The organism is Rossellomorea sp. ABR4_004, from assembly GCF_056159585.1.
The window spans coordinates 227068-248160 of sequence record NZ_JBSWVM010000002.1 but is presented as its reverse complement, the minus strand read 5'-3'; the positions used below and the strand labels follow the sequence as shown (position 1 = coordinate 248160).

Here is a 21093-nt window from a genome sequence, read left to right as displayed (position 1 = left end):
GTTGTACTGCTTATCTTTCGCACCCTAGAGAAGCACTAAGCGTTCGTTAGCAGACATTTCCCTTAGTGCCTGTAGCTTTTTTTGTTTATCATCTTGATTAAGTTCTTCTTTGTAGGCTTTTTTAAATCCCTCAAACTTTTCCTTCTCATGATTAAACCATTTCCTTAAGGGGGGACTTGGCGTAATTTCCTTCATCCACTCATCCAAGTTGGCATCCTCTTTTGAGATTCCACGTGGCCAAATCCGGTCAATCAAAATGCGGTGACCGCCTAATTGGGGAGGTTCATCATAAATTCTCTTTAGAACGATAGACATTGCTCATCCTCCAATCCTTGTTCACTTACTATAAGGATAAATTGAATCGAAGCATGAAGCAAAGATCCTTTATCTTTAGTTTCTCCGAAAAAAGTACATAAAGGATTAGAAACTCCGCATATATTAAATGAACTACTTTATAGCTTGACCGAGTTATTCAAGGGGGAATCCGAATTGAAGGTCCGTCCCTCTTTTACGAATAAAAACATGCATGGTAACATTTCGCCGGGAAGGGTGATTATCTTTTGAAAGTACGGAGTAGAAATATAATGGATCTGGATCACATCATCAGTCATGAAATCAAGAGCCTGCCGGCAATAACGATGATAACAACGACGATTGCAATGGATTCGTTCAAAGAGAGTTTGAATCTGCGACTACATCCTTATAAGTTTTCTTTAGAATAGCGGCAGGACCATGATTGATACCACTTTATTATTAAAGAGTCTCATCATAGGAGTCACCATTGCTGCTCCTGTTGGTCCGGTCGGTATCCTTTGTATTCAGCGGACATTGGCATTTGGGAGAAGGACAGGTTTTGTGTCGGGGTTGGGAGCTGCCACTGCAGATGCACTATACGGTCTGATCGCTGTCATGGGGCTTACAGTTGTTTCCGACTTCCTTCTTAGTCACCAATTCTGGATTCAATTATGGGGAGGGGTCTTTCTATTCTTATTGGGATTTAAGACATTCACTTCACAGACGGCAACATTCAAGGCTGGTGAACCGCAAACCACTTCTTCATTGAAGGGGTTCTTCTCAGTCTTTCTTTTGACGCTTACGAATCCAATGACTATCATTGCATTTATCGCCATCTTTGGTGTCTTTCAGGTAACCGGTTCTGATGGGGGCGTAGTATCCGCATTGCTCGTCGTTTTGGGCGTGTTTTGCGGATCCGCTTTATGGTGGGGAACGGTTGCCCTGGTAGGTGGATGGTTAAGCAGTCGGATTGAATCAGACTCGTTAACAATGATCAATCGGGTAGCGGGAATCATCATTACAATATTCAGCTCGTACATCCTCATTGACTTGATTTAATTTCTGATCTTGTTAAAAAGTGTGTGGAGGGACGGACCTCCAACCCCCCCATGAACCCCTGATTCCAACTATATAATGAATTAGAGGTCCGTCCCTCCCCTAAAACTCACCATGCTCCTTGCCCCAGACATGCATCTGCTTGAGGATCGGCATTAGGGTCATACCCAATTCTGTCATGGAGTATTCTACTTTTGGGGGGATGGTATCGTACTGGGTGCGATTGATGAAGCCGTCTTCTTCGAGTTCTTTTAGTTGCTGGCTCAGGACTTTATGGGCTACACCAGGTAGTAACCTGCGCAATTCGTTGTACCTGAGAGTCCCGTCTGTCCCTAAATGCCAAAGAATGACGGTCTTCCATTTTCCTCCGATTTTCTTCAGTGTGTACTCGATGGAGCACTTCAATTTTCCTTCTTTATCGATGGGTGTATCCATATACGTTTCAGTCCTTTCTTACCTTAAGGTTAGTTTCTCACAAAAAAGTGCATTCTTACATTAAGAAGCTCAGCTTCGTATAATGAGGACGTGTTAGATGAAACTAATCAAAATGAGGAGGAATATTGACAATGTTACCATATCCAAGATCGTTTTCTCATATTGGACTATCCGTCCCAAATCTTGAAGAGGCCATTGTATTCTACACAGAGGTGTTCGGATGGTACACCATCATGGAGCCTTCCGATGTGGAAAATGATGATACAGCAATCGGGCAGATGTGCCGTGATGTATTCGGGAATGATTGGGAGACATTCAGAATTGCTCACTTGGCCACGGGTGATAAAATTGGGGTGGAACTGTTCGAGTTCCCACACAACGAAAAGCCGGAGAATAACTTTGAGTATTGGAAAACAGGACTATTCCATTTCTGTATCCAGGACCCCGATGTAGAAGGCATGGTTGAAAAAATCAAACAGCACGGCGGTAAACAGCGCATGCCGATCCGTGAATATTATCCCGGTGAAAAGCCTTATCGCATGGTGTATGTTGAAGATCCATTCGGGAATATTTTTGAGATTTACTCACACAGCTACGAATTAACGTATTCAGATGGGGCTTACTGATCAATTAATGAGGGCACGTTCAATTGATAGCGTGTCTTTTTTATTCAAATAAAGGTTTTCCTTTCCCAATGAAGAATCCTATAAAGATACTTCTATTTCAGTTAAGAGAGGAAAACAACAATGAAAATATTGGAGCTACAAAAAGATTCAAGTATTTTTGAGGAAGCAGTGAACGCTTTCTGGGAACAGTGGGGAAGTGAGGAGAATTACAGGTTCTATCACGATTGTATGTTCCATTCCTGCCGGACCGAAGAAGACTTACCGCGATTTTATATCGCTTTACAGGAAGAAAAAATCATTGGGACGTACGCACTGCTCAGAAACGACCTGAATAGTAGGCAAGACTTGATTCCATGGTTTGCTTGCCTCTACATCGAACCGGATCACAGAGGGAAAGGACTGGGTTCGAATCTCCTCAAGCATGCTTTACAGGAAGCCCATGAAAAAGGCTACAAACATCTATACCTAACCACGGATCTGGAAGGTTATTATGAAAAATATGGATGGACTCACACGACAGAAGCCATTGGACTGAGTGGTGGTTCCATGAATGTCTACCAAAAAGCAACAGATCAAACTTCCTGAAAAAAAAGCAGTAAGGCATGAATGGGAAATTCACTCATGCCTTACTGCTTTTTTTAGAGGTCCGTCCCTCTCTTGGAAGGAAAGGTAACCTTCCCTTGGGAGATGTCTATGGCGTACCCAAGGACGACGGCCGCTAGGGTAGGCAGGGTCCAGGCCAGGCCATTTTCACTTAGGGGAAGGAATTCCAAGATAGCATGAATTCCTTCCATTTGAATTTCCAGCGTCACCAGCATTTCGTAAAAGGCAAATAATGTGGCGACCCCAACCCCATACACATACATTCTCTTACTTTCTCCAAAGAAATGCTGAAAGAGGGAGAGGACTACAAGCACAATAGCTACAGGATAAATCAGAACGAGTAACGGTGTGGCCACTTTCAGTATCAAATTCAGTCCAAGATTGGTCACGGCCAACCCGATCAGGATGAAAACCATTACATAAGTCTTATATGAATACCTCGGGAAGTTTTCATTAAAAAAACGTCCGCATGCATTGATGAGGCCAATACAAGTCGTTAAACAAGCAATCATTACGATGGCTCCAAATAACACATTCCCGCTGTATCCAAATAATTGATGAGAAGCAAGAACCAATATTTCCGCCCCATTTTGAAGTGGCTCTTCATGGGGAACAACACGACCGATCCATCCAAGTGAAAGATACACCAAGATTAAGCCGACTGCTGCAATCATACCTGAACTGATTGTTCCTCGTATCAGATCCCTTTTATCCGTCGCTCCTTTATCCTTCAATCCATTGATGATGACAATCCCAAAGGCAAGGGCTGCCACGGCATCCATGGTGAAGTAACCTTCCAGAAATCCTTTGAGAAACGGATCGGACTGGAAGGTTTCAGTTGCTTGTGCGTCCGTATAATCAAAGATCATAAAGGCCCTTACACATAATATCGCTAATACAATGAGCAGGGCAGGCGTTAAAAACTGTCCGACAAGATCAATCACCTTTTTTGGATTGATACTGAGGAAGTAGGTCAAACCGAAAAAGACGAGGGAGAATAAGAATAAGGGGAACCATCCATCCACACTGATCACTTGCATAAATCCCAATTCATAGGCAACATTCGACGCCCTTGGAATACCGTATAGTGCTCCAATCGACATATAAATGACGATGGCGAACACAAGTCCAAAGACAGGATGAACCCGTTGTCCAATGGACAATAATCCGTTAGTAGATAACGAAACGGAAATGATCGTTAAAAAAGGCAGGAACACTGCTGTTAAAATAAACCCGGCAATTGCGGCGGCAAAGTAGTCTCCAGATTCCATTCCGAGATAAGGCGGGAATATTAAATTCCCTGCTCCGAAAAATAGAGAAAATAGCATAAAACCTGAAACCAGCACATCGTTCTTTCTCAAAAAAAAACCCTCCAAATCCTTACCAAACCATGATAGCTTCTCATAATAGCTTCTATTGATTATTCTGATTATTTCACATAAAAAAACCCGCCCCTGACCAGGGACGAGTAATATTTTCTCGTCGTGGAATTTAATTAATAAACACAATCTAGCATAGGAAGAAAGCGCAGTCAATAAGTTTTCCTAATATAATATCAATTTCTATTTTTCTAGATTTGTGTAAAAATATCAATCGGTAAAAATTGTATAAAATACACTTTCATTAAGTTTAATCTAAAAAAGGCACACATGTAATTGTGTGCCTTCAAGGTTTACAACCCTAATGAAACATATTTAATTTCCAGATACTCTTCAATGCCATGATGTCCGCCTTCACGACCAAGGCCACTTTGCTTGAATCCGCCAAATGGGGCCTGCGGGGTGGAAGGTAATCCATCGTTCAATCCTACAATCCCATATTCCAGTTGCTCGCTGATTCGTATTCCTTTTGTGATATTTTCGGTGAATACATAAGCAGCAAGGCCGTAGATGGAAGCATTTGCCCGTTCGATGGCTTCTTCTTCGGTTTTAAACGTAGTGATTGGAGCGACCGGACCGAATGTTTCGTCTTTCATGCAAAGCATGTCATCAGTTACGTTAGTAAGAACAGTTGGTTCAAAATATAACCCGCCTTTTCCATTGCCCCCGTAGGCAATAGAAGCTCCTTTGTTTACAGCATCTTCCACGTGTTTCTGGACTTTCTCGATTGCATTTTCATCAATTAATGGGCCGATATCGACACCTTCTTCCAGACCGTTTCCTACTTTTATATCTTTCACTTTTCCCACTAATTTTTCCGCGAACGAATCCACGATGGATTCATGAACATAGACACGGTTGGAGCAGACGCAGGTTTGCCCGGCATTTCTGAACTTCGAGGCAATGACGCCATCCACTGCTTTTTCTAGGTCAGAGTCAGCCATTACGATCACCGGTGCATGGCCGCCAAGTTCCAATGATATTTTCTTGACAGTATCAGCCGAACCTTTCATCAGGACCTTCCCGACTTCCGTTGATCCCGTGAATGTCAGTTTCCGTACGCGTGTGTCTTCCATCCACGCTTCGCCAATGGATTTCGAATCACCAGTCACAACATTGATGACTCCTTTAGGGATGCCGGCTTTCTCTGCAAGTAACGCCATCTTTAAAGCGGTCAAAGGGGTTTGGTTTGCCGGTTTAATCACGACAGTACAGCCGGTTGCGAGTGCCGGTGCAACCTTACGAGTGATCATGGCGGCAGGGAAGTTCCATGGTGTGATGACAGCTACGACCCCGACAGGCTGCTTATGAACAAATAGACGTTTGTTTCGTTGAGTGGCGGGAATCTGTTCACCGTATACACGCTTTCCTTCCTCTGCGTACCAGGAGATGAAGCCGTTGGCATACTGGATTTCACCAAGCGCTTCCTTTAGTGGTTTCCCTTGCTCCATGGTCATGGTCCGGGCAAGGTCCTCTTTATTCTCATCAATTAAATCATACCATTTTCGAATGAGTTCACTTCGTTCGTATGCAGAGTATTGGGACCAGTCCTTGAATGCACCATAAGCCGCGTCAACAGCACTGGCAGCTTCTTTTTTGCCTCCGTTCGGGATAGTGGCAATGACTTCTGAGGTGGCTGGGTTGGTCACATCCCGTTTAGAAAGATAAGATCCTAATTGTTCTCCGTTGATTATCATATTGTAGTGTTGCATAGTGATCCTCCTTTTAATCTTTTATGAGATTTTCTTGGCATCCTTATTTTCAAGATCTTTTGTGAAAATTTCGTCGTTTTCTCCGATGAAGAATTTTTTACCGTAAATCAATAAGCATAACAAAATTCCAACTGCGAATGCCCAAGTAGCACCTTTGGTGGCGAGTACTGCCCCTATTACTCCGGCAATGCCAAGGTCACGGTGACTTCGGGATTCTAATATCCCTACGCGAACGCTTACATAACCTTGGATAAGCAAAGTTAAGGCGAGGGCGATACCTAGAATTGGTTGTACTAAACTTACAATAGGGAGAAGTAAGAGTCCAGTATTTGTACCCCATCTGAAGGACCCAGAACCCCCAAATAGTGAATGCATAGCTTTTTTACCTTCTTTAAACCGTTCAATTACGACAACCTGCATGGCTGCCCATAGTGGACCTGCCATTGTGACATCAGGACCAAGTATACTCATAATGGTGTTGCGTCCACCGAAGACCATATGGGCACGATTCGGATTGTAATCGATCTTTTCATCACGGCGCACATCGTCCGCTTCATCGATTAGAGCCTTACTTTGTAAAACGTCTCCGAATAGGACGATATAAGCGGCTAATACAGTAGGCAAGGCTGTTACAAATAACATTGCCGGAGGGAAACCGAGCCCAAAGATGGTGTATTCACTCCAAAGTGTACCGAAGTCAGGATTAATGAGCCCCCACTCAATCGTTGGCCAAGGTGCTTCTCCAAAGAGAGGAGCGATGATGACAGCTAGAATAATAATCGGAAAGATTCCCAGTTTTCCAATAAGTCCCCATAGTGAACTTTTGGCTTTCAGCTGATTGAAATGTTGAGAGAATATAATATAAAAGGCAATCCCTACTGCGATGGAAATGGTCCATGGAAAACTTTCAAAACGCCCGCCAACCTGGAAGACAGAAATGATTGCTGCAAATCCTGCTCCTAAGATCACCCCGGATTTAATCGCCGGGGGAACGAATGTAACGACTTTTTTCGCTAATCCTGTCACCCCTAACAGGATGGAAAGTAAGCCCAGTGTAAGCTGGAAGGCGACTAGTGCATGCACACGTTCCGGTCCTTCTGGAAATGCTGATACATAAGCCATGATTAATGGAATCGCTGGTGTGATCCATCCGGGAACGACGGGATCGCCGAGTAAGTGATGAGTTAAATAGAGAATCCCATTCAACAGTACAACGGCTAATGCGACTTCAAAAGGCATGCCGAGAAGTTCAATCATTAATGGAATCGCAGCCAAATCTACTGCACACATTAGCAACCCTTGGACATAATCCGGCCATTCAAATTTGTAGTGAATAAACGGGAGTCTTAATTTAAAAGGTCCCATTGGAATATATGGTGATTCCTCACCATCTTTTCGATTTCTCCACATCCTATATACCCCTTTTCTTAATTTGATAACAATGAGCTGAAATCCTTTTTATTAATAAGCAGATTGATAGATTTGTTCAATTTCACTTTTGTTTAACTGACGTGGGTTATTGTTTAATAGTCTTTCAATCTTACTTGCATCTTCAGCCATATCAGAAAGTGCCGTTTCCGGAATGTCAAAGGAGCGTAATCCAGTCGGGATATTGACTGCAGTGCATAATCGTTTCATGGAAATCACGGCTTTATCTGCTGCTTCTGCGTCCGATAAGGAACGAACGTTTTCGCCCAGTGCGGCCGCAATGTCCCTGAAGCGCTCCATACAGGCAATTTTATTCCATTCCATGACATATGGAAGCAGGAGGGCATTACTGACCCCATGAGGAATATGATAGCGACCGCCTAAAGGATAGGCGAGTGCGTGAACGGCACCGACTCCAGCATTACCAAAAGCCATACCGGCCATTAAGCTTGCAGTCGCCATTTTTTCACGGGCTTCCAAATGGTTAGGATTGGCGTATGCTTTTGGCAGATTCTCTGAAATCATTCGTATCGCATAAATGGCCAACGCATCTGTTATGGGTGAAGCGTGAACCGAAATATATGCTTCAATGGCATGAACCAATGCGTCCACTCCGCTTGCTGCTGTGACTGAAGGTGGCATGGTCAGCGTCATTTCCGGTGCCACAATCGCCACATCAGGAAGCAAGTAGTCACTCACGATTCCTTTTTTGAGCTGAGCTTCTGTGTCAGAAAGGATCGATATATTCGTTACTTCTGAACCTGTTCCAGCAGTTGTCGGTAGGGTGATGATAGGTGCGCCTTTTTGTGGAACACGGTCTGTACCGATCAGTTCTGACAGGCTGCCATCAAAACCTGCGTATACAGATACACTTTTTGCGATATCGATCGCACTGCCACCGCCGATAGCAATCAAGCCATCATGTTTCCCTTCTATGAAAACTTTCGTGCAATCTTCCACAATAGAGAGCTCAGGGTCAGGTTTAACGCCTGTGAATATTCCGAAAGTAAGCCCTTTCAAAAATGGGGTGATTTGATCAACCACTCCGACTTTTTGGAGGACTTCATCTGTGACGATTAGTGGGTTTTGAATCTGGAGGCGCTTGATTTCGTCGGGTAAAACTTCTGTTGCTCCTTTTCCTGTAACCAATTTGTTAGCAATTTTAAAAGTTGAGATTGTCATGAAAAGTATCTCCTTTCGATTCTTCTATAAACAATAATGCAAGTTCTGTGCCAACTTTCTGAAAAGTATGAACAGAAGGGAGGAGGTTTGTGAGGCTGTCGAAAAATGGTCAAATCCGATTATAAAAATAATCAAAAAAGAGAGCTTTGATTCGAAAAGTAATCAAAGCTCCCATTTTTTCATTTTTTGGACAATCGTGGATTGGCTGACTTCGAGAATTTCGGCTGCTTTTCTCGTTGTTTTATATTTTCGTATTGCATTGGTGATTAATTGTTTCTCTACTCGATCCACGGCCTCTTTTAAAGGAAGAATTTCTCCTTCATAAAATGCGTCTGGTTTCTTGATGGATTCACTTAATTCAGGTGGGAGATCTTCACGTCCGATTGTTTCTAAAGGAGTGATAACGACTAAGCGCTCAATCAAATTTTTTAATTCTCGAATATTACCAGGCCAATCGTATTCATGTAAACAATCCAATGCCTCAATGCTCATCACTTTGCTTGATCCATATTCATCATTGAAGCTTTGTAAAAAGTGTTGAGAAAGCGGAATGATTTCTTCGCGACGCTGACGCAGGGAAGGAATTTGAACTGGAACGACGTTTAAACGGTAATATAAGTCTTCCCGAAATTCCCCTATTTCCACTAAGTTCTTAATGTTTTTATGAGAAGCGGCGATGATGCGAACATTAATTTGTTTGAGTTTTGAAGAACCAATGGGGATGAACGCTTGATCTTCAATGACCTTTAATAGTTTTACTTGAAGCTCCAAAGGAAGATCTCCGATTTCATCAAGGAATAACGTGCCATTATCCGCCACTTCCAGCAATCCTTTTTTTCCTTTAGATAAAGCACCGGTGAAAGCACCTGATTCATAGCCGAATAATTCTGCCTCTATTAAACTTGGAGGGAAGGCTCCGCAGTTAAGCTCTAGAAAACTACCGGTCGAACGATTCGAATGCTCGTGTATGTATTTTGCAATCATCGTTTTACCAACACCGGTTTCCCCCTGCAAGAGAACTTTTACATCAGTTTTGGCTACTCGATTAATGGTGGTGAAAACCTTCTTCATCCTTTCGCTGGAATAGATGGATGACTTCTCTGCTTCATTAGAAAACGTAGCATTCGTACTTTGGCGGAGGTTCTTTAGTTCTTGCAATTCATCAATTTGCAGCTTTAATTTTAACAGTTCGGTGATATCACGAACACTGTTTACAACATATAAAATTTCATCGTCATCATTGAAAATCGGTGTACCGGACACGATGATTTTTCTTCCATTGTGAATGGACTGCATCAATGTAATCGGTCTTTTTTCTTTCAAGACCTGGATGGAGGCAGACTTGGAAATATATCCAGCCTTGATGAGCTCTTCCATATGATAGCCGATTAGTTGCTCGGATTTCAGGTCAGCTATTCTTTCATAGGATTTGTTTACTTTGACTGTAATACCATATCCATCTGTAATGAAGACCCCATCATAAAGAGAGTTGATTATATCGTTGAAAACAGGACTCTCTAGTAAATCACTATATTGGTTTTTCTTCCGTTTTGGTTCTTGAAGAGAAGATGGATGTGAGATGCTTTTTGGGAGAATTTCACCGACCATACCACCTAAATGGCCATCATGAAAAATTGCACCTAAATCTTCTAGTGTAAGAATTCCTACAATCTCATCCTCATGATTCACTACCTCAAGTGCATCCACCTCTGATTGAGAGAATAACTCAATCGCACGTTCCACTTTATCTGTCATATAAAGCCGCATCCTAAACAACCTCCAAGCAAACAAAAATCAATTACTCTAAATTAATTCTATCATACACTTACGCGTTGAGGGACGGACCTATGGCTCTTGATAAGGTATACGAATAATAAAAGATACCAATATTTCACATGATAATGGTTGTTCTAAAAGGGGTTCTTCAACAGGAGTTGGGTATGTAAGTCCTGTAGGTTCAAACTTTTATCCATTCAACCTTATTAATCATTGAATCTTTCATCCATTCTTTAGGTATAGAAACATCCGAGATCACACAATCAATAGATGAGAATGGTCCGATGTGAAAAAGAGCATTTTGATTCAACTTGGATGAATCCGAAACAACAAACACTTTCCTCGTTTTCTTGATCATAATGGAAGATGCAGCAGCTTCATCAATATTAAAATCACATATTCCCTCTTTATTAATTCCACCACATGATATGAAGGCTTTATCGAAAAAAAAATTCTCTAATAATATATTCGTTAACGAGCCGCTTACTGAACGTTGCAATGGATTCGTCGCTCCACCCAGTACAATAACATTTCCATCAAATAGATGGTTTTCCAAGCGTGTGTTCAGAATGTCTGCCGCAGCTAAAGAGTTGGTCACAATCGTTATATTTTGAACATCCTTTATCGAGCTGGCGATATGCAAAGTGGTTGAACCAACATCCAGAGCGATCGTTTCTCCATCAGTAATAAATGTAGAAGCAACTTCCCCAATTCGCTTTTTTTGATCATGAGAGATTCCAATTTTTTTATTGAAATGAGGTTCTCTTATTAAACCATAGTACGGAATCGCTCCCCCGTGAATTCTCCGTAATTTCTTCTTTTGTTCCAGGAGGATTAAATCCTTTCGAATCGTTTCTGGGGTTACCTTTAACTTTCTTGATAAATTTGTCACGCTGACCTTATTTTTTATCTCTAACTCTCGTACGATTGATTTTTGTCTTTCTGTCATCACGGGATATTTCTCCCCTTTCCCCCAATTTCTTCATTGCTTACATTTTAGCCAATTATAAAAAGTGATTATGAAATGTATGCTACGAAATTATTAACTTTTGTAAATTAATCAAAAGTAACAAAGAAAGCAAATCAATTTCTTACGCGTTTTTGTCTCTTTCATTTACTAGAGTACGAAGGGGAGTCGAGTAAATAGGGTTTTTTGTCATTTGAACGGGAATTTTGTTTTCATTTGTTTTCTGTGTTTTGTTTACTTTTTCTCCTAACGTCTTTAATAGTCTTTCAATAATTATGTCTTAGGATGAAGAAGTAGAGCAGGAGGAATGAAAGACTCCCGACTAAACAAACAAAGATCATGGAGGTAGGGTGTTATGAGGCATAAGGATCAGAACAAAGAGTTAGACAGGAGAAGCTTTTTGAAAATTGGTGGAATGAGCACAATTACTTTATCGCTTGCTACAGCAGGTTTACCGGGGGATTTGCTAACCAACACTGCGGAGGCGAAAAAACATAAGCCAACAAAACTCCAATTTAACTCGGATGGAAAGTTTAAGGTTGTCCAATTTAATGATACTCAGGACGACGAGCGTATTGATCGCAGAACGATTGAGCTCATGGAAAAAGTGCTGGATTCAGAGAAACCAGATTTCGTTGTGATTAATGGTGATTGTATTACTGGAGGCTGTGATACGGAATTAGAAATGAAACAAGCGTTGAATAATGTAGCATCCCCGATGGAAGAAAGAAAAATTAAGTGGGCCGTCACATTCGGAAACCACGATGAAGATTCTTCAGGGAAAAGCGGGATGTATGAAGAGGATATGCTCAAGTTCTATATGAACTATCCATGCAATATGAATGAACCGGGAGAAAAAGGTCTGACGGGTACCGGAAATATGAATCTCCTTATTAAACGTTCCAAGGGAAATAAAGCAGCATTTAATCTTTGGTTACTGGATAGCGGCAGATATGCTCCTTCACAAATCGCCGGACAAAATTTTGCTGGATACCCCCATTGGGATTGGCTTCGTTTTAATCAAGTCAATTGGTATTATGAAGAATCAAAAAGTATTGAAAAGAAATACGGGTATAAAGTACCATCCCTTGTTTTCATTCATATCCCTTTATGGGAACACCGTTTCATGTGGCATGGAAGTGTTGATAGCAGAACATCCTCAAGCCACGAACTTGCAGTGAAAAGACATGGCATTGTAGGAGAACGAAATGAAGCGGAGTGTCCGGGACCAATCAATAGCGGCTTGTTTACTGCGATGCTGGATAGAGGAGATGTAAAAGGTGTCTTCTGTGGCCATGATCATATCAACACCTATTGCGGAAACTACTATGGCATCATGCTTGGGTATGCCGGGAATACAGGGTTTGGCACATATGGATTACCAGGGGCAGATCGAAACAGATTGCGTGGAGCAAGAGTATTTCATTTGGATGAAAACAAAGAGGGCGTTCTTGTTGATACTCATATGGTATTCGCAAAAGATTACGGAATTGATTTGACTGCCAATGATCAGAGCATTGATCCACTTCCACTAAATGAAAAAGAAAAAGTAAAAGCATAATAGTCAAATACGTAAAAATGGAGGAAAGCATATGTTGCAAAATATAGGGGTTCCCGGTCTGATCCTGATCCTGGTTATCGCTTTGATCATTTTTGGTCCATCCAAGTTACCTGAAATCGGCAGGGCATTTGGTCATACATTAAGAGAGTTTAAAAACTCAGCTAAGGACCTTATGACAGATGAAAAGGAAGAGGAACGTACCAAGTAAGTGATTAGGGGCTGACTCAGGTTAGAAAGCTTTACCTTTCTTGAGTTGGCTTTCTTATTTTTATAAGAAAGAAGGTTGTATCTGTATGAGTACTGAAGGGCAAACACTTGTAAACCATCTGGGAGAGCTGAGAAAGCGTATCATCATCACATTACTCTCTTTTCTTACTTTTCTTGTTGGTTCCTTTATCTTCATTCAGGACATGTACAAGTGGCTTATTCGGGATCTAGATAAGGAATTGGCTGTATTGGGGCCAAGTGAGATTATTTGGGTGTATTTCATGATCTCGGGGGTTTGTGCCATGGCGCTGACGATTCCGATTGCGGCCCATCAAACGTGGCTGTTTGTGAAACCGGGACTGACGGAGAAAGAAAGGAAAACCACATTAGCGTATATACCGGGATTGTTTTCATTATTTATCACTGGACTTAGCTTTGGATACTTTGTGGTGTATCCAACCGTCCTCACTTTTTTATTGACCTTATCTAATGGACAATTTGAAACGATGTTCACGGCAGAAAAATATTTTAAATTCATGATCAATCTGACATTGCCATTTGGTTTTTTATTTGAGATCCCACTCATTGTCATGTTTCTGACATCAATAGGGATCATCAATCCCATGCTGTTGTCCAAAGCGAGAAAGGTGTCTTACTTTGTCTTGACGGTTATCGCCATATTCATCACTCCACCGGATCTTATATCCGATATCTTGGTGATCGTGCCGCTTCTGGTCCTATATGAATGCAGCGTGACTTTATCAAAGATCGTGTATAAAAAGAGGAATAAAAGACAATCAGAAGATGACAATGTGATTCGTATGAAGAAAACGTCCTAATAGGTCGTTCATCAGCCTTGATCATGAAAGGTCTTATTGTTAATTAATTTAGATCCTACAAGAAAAAGAAGTTAATTGAATCAAAAGTATTACCTAGAACGTACGGGAGGTTTAACCATTGTATTGCGATTACCATGTGCATTTAGAAGAAGGTCCCTATTCATTCAACTGGATGAAAAGGACCTATCTATCCTATGAAATGCTGAAACAAGTCCATGATCAAACTCATTCCAAAGAATGGCTCGAACATACATTGAGGCTTATGCTCAATCGGGTTCAAAAAGGATCGTATGATGAGCAATGGCTGGACCTATATTTACAAGTGGCCATTGAGAAAGGTCTTAAAGAAGTGGGAATTGTGGAGCACTTATATCGATTTAAAGAAATGCGAGGATATTTTGAACACCATATCGATCTTGGTTCGTCAGAACTTGGGAAGCTTCAAACAAAGTGGTTAGATCTAGTCATGACAGAGGGAGTAGATGAGTTTCTTTACGCAACTGAAAGAGCGAAGAAGAGATGGGAAGAAAAAGGGGTCAGGCTAAGAGTCGGAATAGAAGCTGACTATTTTGATGGAGGGGAGCAGGAGTTGGCTAGTTTCATTCAGCCAATTGACTGTGATTTTATCAGCGGCTCTGTGCACTTCCTTAATGGGTGGGGTTTTGATAACTCGTCTGCAAATGGGCTATTCCTTCAATATGATCTTAAGACATTGTATTCACAATTCTATCAGACGATTGAGAAAGGGATTAAAACGGGATTGTTTCAATACATGTCACATCTTGATAATTTGAAGGTCTTTGGACATCGTCCGGATGAAGCGGATCTTATTCCTCATTACCAATCAGTTGCGAGAGCCTTAAGGGATCATGATGTAGCGACTGAAATGAATTCCGGATTATACTACCGCTTTCCAGTCAAAGAAAAGTGTCCTAGTCAATCATTCACATCTATTTTAGTAGAGCATGGCGTACCTTTTACTCTATCATCAGATGCTCACTTTCCAGAGAACATAGGAGCTTATGTTCATGAGAGCATGTCTGATTTGAAGAGTCTGGGAGTTAGAAAGATTGCCACGTTTGAGCAAAAGAAGCGAATAATGGCAAATCTACCGAAAACAATATAAAGCAACAAAAAACAACAAATTTACAATAAATTAATATGGTATTTATTTTGCGATTGAAAAATAACAAGTAAATTTTAAGTGTGAAGCAAACCAAAATAAATAAAAACAACAAAAACAAAAGCAAGGATCAAACTTTTGTCATGAAAGAACGATACCCTAATTTACCGGAATCTACTGAACCTATTACAAAGATCTAAAGGAGAGTGTTCAATATGAAGGTGTATATGAAGAAATTAATTTTTCTAGTAATGGCTGTCTGTTTACTGGCAGCGTGTGGTAAAGAAGATATGTCTAAAGAAGCAGCAGGGACCAATGAAGAACTTTCTGGTGAATTAACGGTCTATACTGCGATTGAAGAGGAATTAATCCCTGAATACACAAAATCATTTGAAGAAATGTATCCTAACGTCAAATTAAACCTGGTTCGGGATTCAACCGGTATCATCACGGCTAAACTTCTTTCTGAAGGTGAAAATACAAATGCAGATGTAGTATGGGGTCTTGCTGCTTCCAGCTTACTTGCCCTGGATCAAAAGGATATGCTGGCAGAATATACGCCAGAGGGCAGTGAGAAGATTCTGGATCTTTACAAAGATTCAAATCAACCAATGAAATGGGTAGGGAATACGGCATTCATGACAGGTGTTGTCATCAACACGGCTGAGCTTGAAAAGCTTGGGCTGGAAGCACCGAAGACATATGAAGATCTTTTAAAACCTGAATTTAAGGACTTAATCGTGATGCCTCACCCCGCTTCATCCGGTACAGGCTTCCTGACAGCATCTGCCTGGCTGCAAATGATGGATGAAGAAGAAGGCTGGAATTATATGAGTAAGCTTAATGAAAATGTCGCAACTTATACACATTCTGGTTCAAAGCCTGCAAAGCTTACAGCAGCAGGTGAGTTTCCAATTGGCATCTCCCTTGTTTACAGTGGAGTAACTCAAAAGCAACAAGGAGCACCAGTTGAAGTGATTCTTCCTAAAGAGGGTCTGGGCTGGGAAGTAGAAGCGAATGCCCTGATTAAGAAAGAAGGGAACAATGAAGAATTGGCAAAAGTATTTTTAGATTGGGCGATTACGGACGACGTGATGAAGAAATATTATGATGCGAACGGATTCTCTACTATGGAAAATGATTTTCCCAAGCCGAATGGCTTCCCTTCTGGAGTTGAAGAGAAGATGTATAAAGAAAATGACCTGAACTGGGCTGCAGAAAATCGAGACAGTATCTTAGAAAAATGGGATTCCAACTTTGGAAGTAAAGCTGAACCGAAGGAATAATCGATCCTATGCTCATGTAGGAGATTCCCTCTCCTGCATGGGGGGATAGCTTCAAGAAATGGAGAGGATAAACGTATGGCACAGCCGTTCTTAGAGATCAGCAACATTTCGAAAACATTTGGAGACTTCTCAGCTTTACGAAATATTTGTTTCGATATTCAAAAAAAAGAATTTGTTTGTTTATTAGGTCCAAGTGGATGCGGCAAAACAACGCTTCTACGGATCATTGCAGGACTGGAAGAAGCGGATAGAGGGTCGATCAAAAGACATGGCGGAGAGTTATTACATCTTTCCCCGGCGCAAAGAGAGTTTGGAATTGTGTTTCAATCGTATGCATTATTTCCTAATCTCACCGCTATCCAAAATGTTGAATATGGATTGAAAAATAAAAAGGCTTCTAAAGCCGAACGAAGACAGAGAGCGATTGAAGCCCTTCGAATGGTAGATCTTGAATTAATAAAAGACAAATATCCAGCTCACCTATCTGGTGGTCAGCAGCAACGGGTCGCCTTAGCAAGAGCGATTGCCTTATCCCCATCATTCTTATTATTGGACGAGCCGTTATCTGCTTTGGATGCAAAGGTAAGACAGAAGCTCCGTCATGAAATCAGGGCGATTCAAGATAAATTGGGGATAACCACGATCATGGTGACTCATGACCAGGAGGAAGCGTTAACGATGGCGGACAAAGTGGTTGTGATGAACAATGCAGAAGTCATGCAAGTGGGTACACCTGAAGAGATCTATTATCGTCCCGCAAATCCTTTTGTAGCGGACTTCATCGGATCGATCAATATGTGGAATAACTTAGAAGGCGGTGTGACACAGGCGATTCGTCCTGAACATATTCAGCTTTCCCATCATGAAGGAATCGAAGCAGTTATTCATACGATGGAATTCAGGGGCTCGACCTATCGACTCCGGCTGACGATTACAGATCTTTCTTCCAAACTACATAACCAAACAGTGGAGGTTGATTTGTTTGCCTCATTCATTCAGGAATTGGACTTACAAAACGGATCTTCCATTTACGTGCAACTTCCTGAGTCCCAAGTTCTATCTTATAAAGAACAGGTGGTTTATTAAATGGATTTGGTAAAGAGGTTGGATTTTGTTACTCGTTTGAATAAGAAGAGGACTCGTCAGGGGAAAAATGAACAGATTCAAACGATTCTCATTGTGTTTTTGATTCTATCGTTTGTCGTGGCTCTTGTACTTCCATTATCCGCCTTGTTCAGTCAAACCTTATTTGATAGGGAAGGGAATTTTGCTGGATTGAGCAATTTCATCCAGTATTTTAAGAACCCTACCCTAGTAGCCTCCCTCCAAAACACAGTCTATGTATCTAGCGTTACGATGTTTCTCTCAGTAGGCCTTGCTTTCGGATATGCCTATGCCCTGACGAGAACGAGGATGATAGGGAAGACGTTTTTTCGATACACAGCATTGCTTCCATTGTTTGCTCCCACGATGATGCATGGCATAGGACTAATGTATCTGTTTGGGAATCAGGGGCTGATCACGAATGGTTTTTTTGGAGCGATACCTGGATTTCAATTTGAACTGTATGGACCGCTTGGAATCATCTTAGCAGAAACTATATATACGTTTCCTCAAGCGTTCCTTATTTTGTATATTACCTTGCAACACACAGATTATCGATTGTATGAAGCAGCAAATACGTTAGGGAGCAGTAAGCTTAAACAATTTACTTCGATTACCCTTCCAAGCGCAAAGTATGGTTTGATCAGTTCGATGTTTGTCGCATTTACATTAAGTTTTACAGACTATGGTGCACCAAAAGTAGTGGGTGGACAGTTCAGTGTCCTGGCCACAGACATTTATAAACAAGTGGTCGGACAACAAAATCTTTCCATGGGAGCAACGGTTGGTGTCATGTTAATGCTTCCCGCCCTGCTTGCTTTCTTTGTGGATCAATTTGCACAAAAGAAACAATCGACATACGTCACTTCGAAATCAATGGCTTACAAAATAAATCGAAATATAGGCAGAGATTTCTTGGCATTCGCTTATTGTTTTCTTTTTACAGGATTTATCTTTCTTATATTCTTCGCTGTATTGGTAGCGGCAAGCGTGAAAATCTGGCCATATAATATGGGGTTTACCCTAGATCATTTTAAGTTTACCAGTCTTTCAGGGGATGGACTAGCAGCGTATAAGAATAGTTTACTAGCTGCAGGATTAACCGCATTCTTTGGGACGATATTCACTTTTGTATTCGCCTATACCATCGAAAAGATACGAAAATTGACTCAGCTTCGTAAACTTGGGTACTTGTTTTCAATCATTCCACTATCCGTACCTGGACTTGTGATTGGGATCAGCTATATCTTCTTTTTCAGCAAGCCTGATATCAACCTATTAGGAATCAGTTTATCAAATCCGTTCCACTTTATGTATGGAACGATCGCCATTATCGTACTCGCAAATGTATTGCACTTTTATTCGGTGGCTTTCGTTACGGCTACCACTTCCTTGAAGAAATTAGATAAGGAATTTGAACTTGTTTCAGAAACAATGGGAGTTCCGTTTTACAAAACGATGTTCAAGGTCACGATCCCCATGTGTCTGCCGGCCATTCTTGAGATTGCCATGTTCTACTTTGTAAACAGTATGGTTACCATTTCTGCCGTGGTGTTTCTATATTCAGCAGACTTTAAACTTGCATCCATCTCGATTGTAAACATGGACGATGCAGGAAACCTGGCATCAGCGGCAGCGATGAGCATACTCATCGTTCTAACAAATATTGTGGTAAGAGTTTTGTATGAATGGGTTTTAAAAGGAGTCAGAAAAAAGAATGCCTTCTGGCAAAGTTAAGAGAAAAGAAGAATGAAGAATTGAGAAAAGCGGAGTTATGTTTGACTGGGCTGGAACTACCATTGATTATGGTTCTTTTGCTGTAGAGTCTGTGAGTGGCAGCGTCATCCCTATTGCCTCTGAAAAACTACTGATCGCTACTAATGGTGCATACGGTAATAGAATCATAGAAATGGGGAAGATTCTAGTCATTCCGCACAACATCAGTCGCTCGGCTGAAAAGTGAGCACTTAAAAGAAGAGGGTACCTGCTGGCTGACAGTGCGAAGATAGGGGTCAAAGCCACTTATCGAATAGCACAATTCGACCAATTTGACTTCATCATCAGCGACGTAGACGCTCCATTAGAATGGAATGATGCAATCATAAAAAAGAAATGGGTCACTGGATGAAAACAGATGAGGGTTCTAATTTTTTCATATATGATCGTTATCAATTCCATCATAAATAAGTAGAAATAATATCGCACCTAAAAGGGCGCACGCTGCTACTCCAGGACCTATAAAAGCAAAAACTCCTCCCAAAATAAACCCAAGTAAAATAAACAAAAATCTCAAAACCTGATCTCCCATTTAAATATCCATTTAAATAGTAACGTGAGAATTCATTTCATTGAAAGAGCTTGAAATCTTGAAGTCGATCGCAAATAAATCGATATAGTTCATCCTAAGACTCTCCGCCAGAGGTTGTCACAGACACAGCCGAAATGGTTGCAATCATCGTAGCTTGCTGCGCTTGTATGAGTGTCTCAATGGCAGTCGATAAACTCGCCTGCATCACTGTAGAGTTCGCAATCTTATCACTGATCAAAAGGTTCACCGCCATCATAAAATTGATATCTTTGTGCCATTTGAAGTACTTATCAGAGTTAAGTTCTTCCCAGACATCCTTTACTTGATTCACTAAGCTTGAGTCGGCATTCACAAAAGATAGTAGAGCGATTTGGGGATAGAACATCGCCTTCGTCTTGATGCCTGCTTGCTTCATGGTATCAAACAAATGGATGCAGCGGCTGACAAGCTCATCTTGAGAAGCTTCATCGTGCAGGGATAGGATGTGACTCGTGCTCTGCAGATCATTCCCCTTCCTGAATCCGGCATCGTTCAATTTCGTATAGAAGCCTTCAATCATGGAGATCAACTCACTCTGATCACCTTCTCTTTGAGCAAGCAGAGTGGCAAAGGGATAATCACTATGCCCTGTTAAAAAGAAATGCTTCTCTCTCATTTTCTTATAAACCTTCATTGCATGATAAGGCAGGTCTGTACTGTAATCATCATTCGAAAGCAGGGTCATGGCTGCTATATAGGTGAACGTTCCTCTCGAGAATCCAGCTTCTACTAAAGAATCATATAAGGAAAGGAATTCATGGAACTTTGCTTCAGGCGTTTCAAAACGTGTATCAAGCATTGCCGCAAAAGTAAATCGGATTTCATGCTTTAACGTCGAAAATGCACCGACTTCATTTTTAATATAATCACTGATTTCTACAAAACGGCCGAGATCAAAAGCTCGTTCATTGGTTACGTATAATGAAGAGACCATCATTAATGAACGGGAATCTGATACCTTCCAACGCAATCGCTTCTTTAATTGTGAATAAATATCCTTATATTCATTCACTTTATTCATCACATCTTCCATCCAGTTCACATCCCTTAATTTTTTAGTTAGTAGGATATACGATTGAATGATAAAAAAGTTTCGTTCGTAATATGTAAAGGGAACTTGACGTTAAGTTCCCTTTACAATATGATATGGAAATATAAGGAGGTATCC

Annotated in this window: 20 protein-coding genes and 1 pseudogene; 12 read left to right on the top strand and 9 right to left on the bottom strand. The window is 41.2% G+C overall.

Features of this window, described 5'->3' with window-relative positions; genetic code table 11:
* Positions 1 to 24 precede the first annotated feature (24 nt).
* Positions 25 to 315 (bottom strand): DUF488 domain-containing protein, encoded by a 291-nt coding sequence (locus tag ACXAF2_RS14130; protein ID WP_475139546.1) that lies wholly within the window; start codon positions 313 to 315, stop codon positions 25 to 27.
* A gap of 236 nt (positions 316 to 551) precedes the next feature.
* Between ACXAF2_RS14130 and ACXAF2_RS14125 the strand changes: the two are divergent.
* Both ACXAF2_RS14125 and ACXAF2_RS14120 read left to right on the top strand, forming a co-directional pair.
* A pseudogene (locus ACXAF2_RS14125) lies at positions 552 to 722 on the top strand (Lrp/AsnC ligand binding domain-containing protein); the annotation flags it as partial.
* 10 nt (positions 723 to 732) lie between these two features.
* Positions 733 to 1353, top strand: a complete 621-nt coding sequence (locus ACXAF2_RS14120; RefSeq protein WP_475139544.1) for a LysE family translocator — start codon at positions 733 to 735, stop codon at positions 1351 to 1353.
* 99 nt (positions 1354 to 1452) lie between these two features.
* Here ACXAF2_RS14120 and ACXAF2_RS14115 read toward each other — a convergent pair whose 3' ends face one another.
* Entirely contained in the window at positions 1453 to 1785 is a 333-nt protein-coding gene (locus ACXAF2_RS14115) for a winged helix-turn-helix transcriptional regulator (RefSeq protein ID WP_475139542.1), read from the bottom strand.
* 131 nt (positions 1786 to 1916) lie between these two features.
* On the opposite strand from ACXAF2_RS14115, the gene ACXAF2_RS14110 reads away from it, so the two are divergent.
* Positions 1917 to 2411 (top strand): lactoylglutathione lyase family protein, encoded by a 495-nt coding sequence (locus tag ACXAF2_RS14110; RefSeq protein WP_475139540.1) that lies wholly within the window; start codon positions 1917 to 1919, stop codon positions 2409 to 2411.
* Positions 2412 to 2531: 120 nt separating this feature from the next.
* Positions 2532 to 2996 carry a GNAT family N-acetyltransferase gene (locus tag ACXAF2_RS14105; protein ID WP_475139538.1) on the top strand — a complete coding sequence of 155 codons (465 nt, stop codon included), beginning with the start codon at positions 2532 to 2534 and terminating at the stop codon, positions 2994 to 2996.
* A 53-nt stretch (positions 2997 to 3049) separates the two neighbouring features.
* Here the strand turns inward: ACXAF2_RS14105 and brnQ are convergent, their stop codons facing one another.
* From brnQ to ACXAF2_RS14075, 6 genes are all read right to left on the bottom strand, one after another.
* Positions 3050 to 4375, bottom strand: coding sequence for a branched-chain amino acid transport system II carrier protein (gene brnQ, locus ACXAF2_RS14100; RefSeq protein ID WP_475139536.1), 1326 nt, complete (start codon positions 4373 to 4375; stop codon positions 3050 to 3052).
* Positions 4376 to 4686: 311 nt separating this feature from the next.
* Positions 4687 to 6105, bottom strand: coding sequence for an NAD-dependent succinate-semialdehyde dehydrogenase (locus ACXAF2_RS14095; RefSeq protein ID WP_475139534.1), 1419 nt, complete (start codon positions 6103 to 6105; stop codon positions 4687 to 4689).
* Positions 6106 to 6126: 21 nt separating this feature from the next.
* Entirely contained in the window at positions 6127 to 7515 is a 1389-nt protein-coding gene (locus ACXAF2_RS14090) for a hypothetical protein (RefSeq protein ID WP_475139532.1), read from the bottom strand.
* 51 nt (positions 7516 to 7566) lie between these two features.
* Positions 7567 to 8715, bottom strand: coding sequence for an iron-containing alcohol dehydrogenase (locus ACXAF2_RS14085; protein ID WP_475139531.1), 1149 nt, complete (start codon positions 8713 to 8715; stop codon positions 7567 to 7569).
* Positions 8716 to 8877: 162 nt separating this feature from the next.
* Positions 8878 to 10470 (bottom strand): sigma 54-interacting transcriptional regulator, encoded by a 1593-nt coding sequence (locus ACXAF2_RS14080; RefSeq protein WP_475139530.1) that lies wholly within the window; start codon positions 10468 to 10470, stop codon positions 8878 to 8880.
* A 202-nt stretch (positions 10471 to 10672) separates the two neighbouring features.
* The gene (locus ACXAF2_RS14075) at positions 10673 to 11440 is read right to left on the bottom strand and encodes a DeoR/GlpR family DNA-binding transcription regulator (protein ID WP_475139528.1); all 768 of its coding nucleotides are present in this window, start codon (positions 11438 to 11440) and stop codon (positions 10673 to 10675) included.
* A 373-nt stretch (positions 11441 to 11813) separates the two neighbouring features.
* On the opposite strand from ACXAF2_RS14075, the gene ACXAF2_RS14070 reads away from it, so the two are divergent.
* The 8 genes from ACXAF2_RS14070 to ACXAF2_RS14035 all read left to right on the top strand — a co-directional run bounded on the left by ACXAF2_RS14070 (position 11814) and on the right by ACXAF2_RS14035 (position 19541).
* Positions 11814 to 13019 carry a metallophosphoesterase family protein gene (locus ACXAF2_RS14070; protein WP_475139526.1) on the top strand — a complete coding sequence of 402 codons (1206 nt, stop codon included), beginning with the start codon at positions 11814 to 11816 and terminating at the stop codon, positions 13017 to 13019.
* Positions 13020 to 13050: 31 nt separating this feature from the next.
* On the top strand, positions 13051 to 13227 hold the full coding sequence (locus tag ACXAF2_RS14065; RefSeq protein WP_149157532.1) for a twin-arginine translocase TatA/TatE family subunit: 177 nt from the start codon (positions 13051 to 13053) through the stop codon (positions 13225 to 13227).
* 85 nt (positions 13228 to 13312) lie between these two features.
* Positions 13313 to 14065 carry a twin-arginine translocase subunit TatC gene (gene tatC / locus ACXAF2_RS14060; RefSeq protein WP_475139524.1) on the top strand — a complete coding sequence of 251 codons (753 nt, stop codon included), beginning with the start codon at positions 13313 to 13315 and terminating at the stop codon, positions 14063 to 14065.
* Between the two features lie 118 nt (positions 14066 to 14183).
* Positions 14184 to 15191: a histidinol phosphate phosphatase domain-containing protein gene (locus tag ACXAF2_RS14055; RefSeq protein WP_475139522.1), complete on the top strand. Its 1008-nt coding sequence runs from the start codon at positions 14184 to 14186 to the stop codon at positions 15189 to 15191.
* Positions 15192 to 15415: 224 nt separating this feature from the next.
* Entirely contained in the window at positions 15416 to 16474 is a 1059-nt protein-coding gene (locus ACXAF2_RS14050) for a putative 2-aminoethylphosphonate ABC transporter substrate-binding protein (RefSeq protein WP_475140401.1), read from the top strand.
* A gap of 75 nt (positions 16475 to 16549) precedes the next feature.
* Positions 16550 to 17560, top strand: a complete 1011-nt coding sequence (locus ACXAF2_RS14045; protein ID WP_475139520.1) for an ATP-binding cassette domain-containing protein — start codon at positions 16550 to 16552, stop codon at positions 17558 to 17560.
* On the top strand, positions 17561 to 19315 hold the full coding sequence (locus ACXAF2_RS14040; protein ID WP_475139519.1) for a putative 2-aminoethylphosphonate ABC transporter permease subunit: 1755 nt from the start codon (positions 17561 to 17563) through the stop codon (positions 19313 to 19315).
* 37 nt (positions 19316 to 19352) lie between these two features.
* On the top strand, positions 19353 to 19541 hold the full coding sequence (locus tag ACXAF2_RS14035) for a hypothetical protein (protein ID WP_475139518.1): 189 nt from the start codon (positions 19353 to 19355) through the stop codon (positions 19539 to 19541).
* Positions 19542 to 19980: 439 nt separating this feature from the next.
* Here the strand turns inward: ACXAF2_RS14035 and ACXAF2_RS14030 are convergent, their stop codons facing one another.
* A complete protein-coding gene (locus tag ACXAF2_RS14030; protein WP_475139516.1) occupies positions 19981 to 20958 on the bottom strand; it encodes a DUF4003 family protein in 978 nt (325 codons plus the stop codon).
* Between the last annotated feature and the right edge of the window lie 135 nt (positions 20959 to 21093).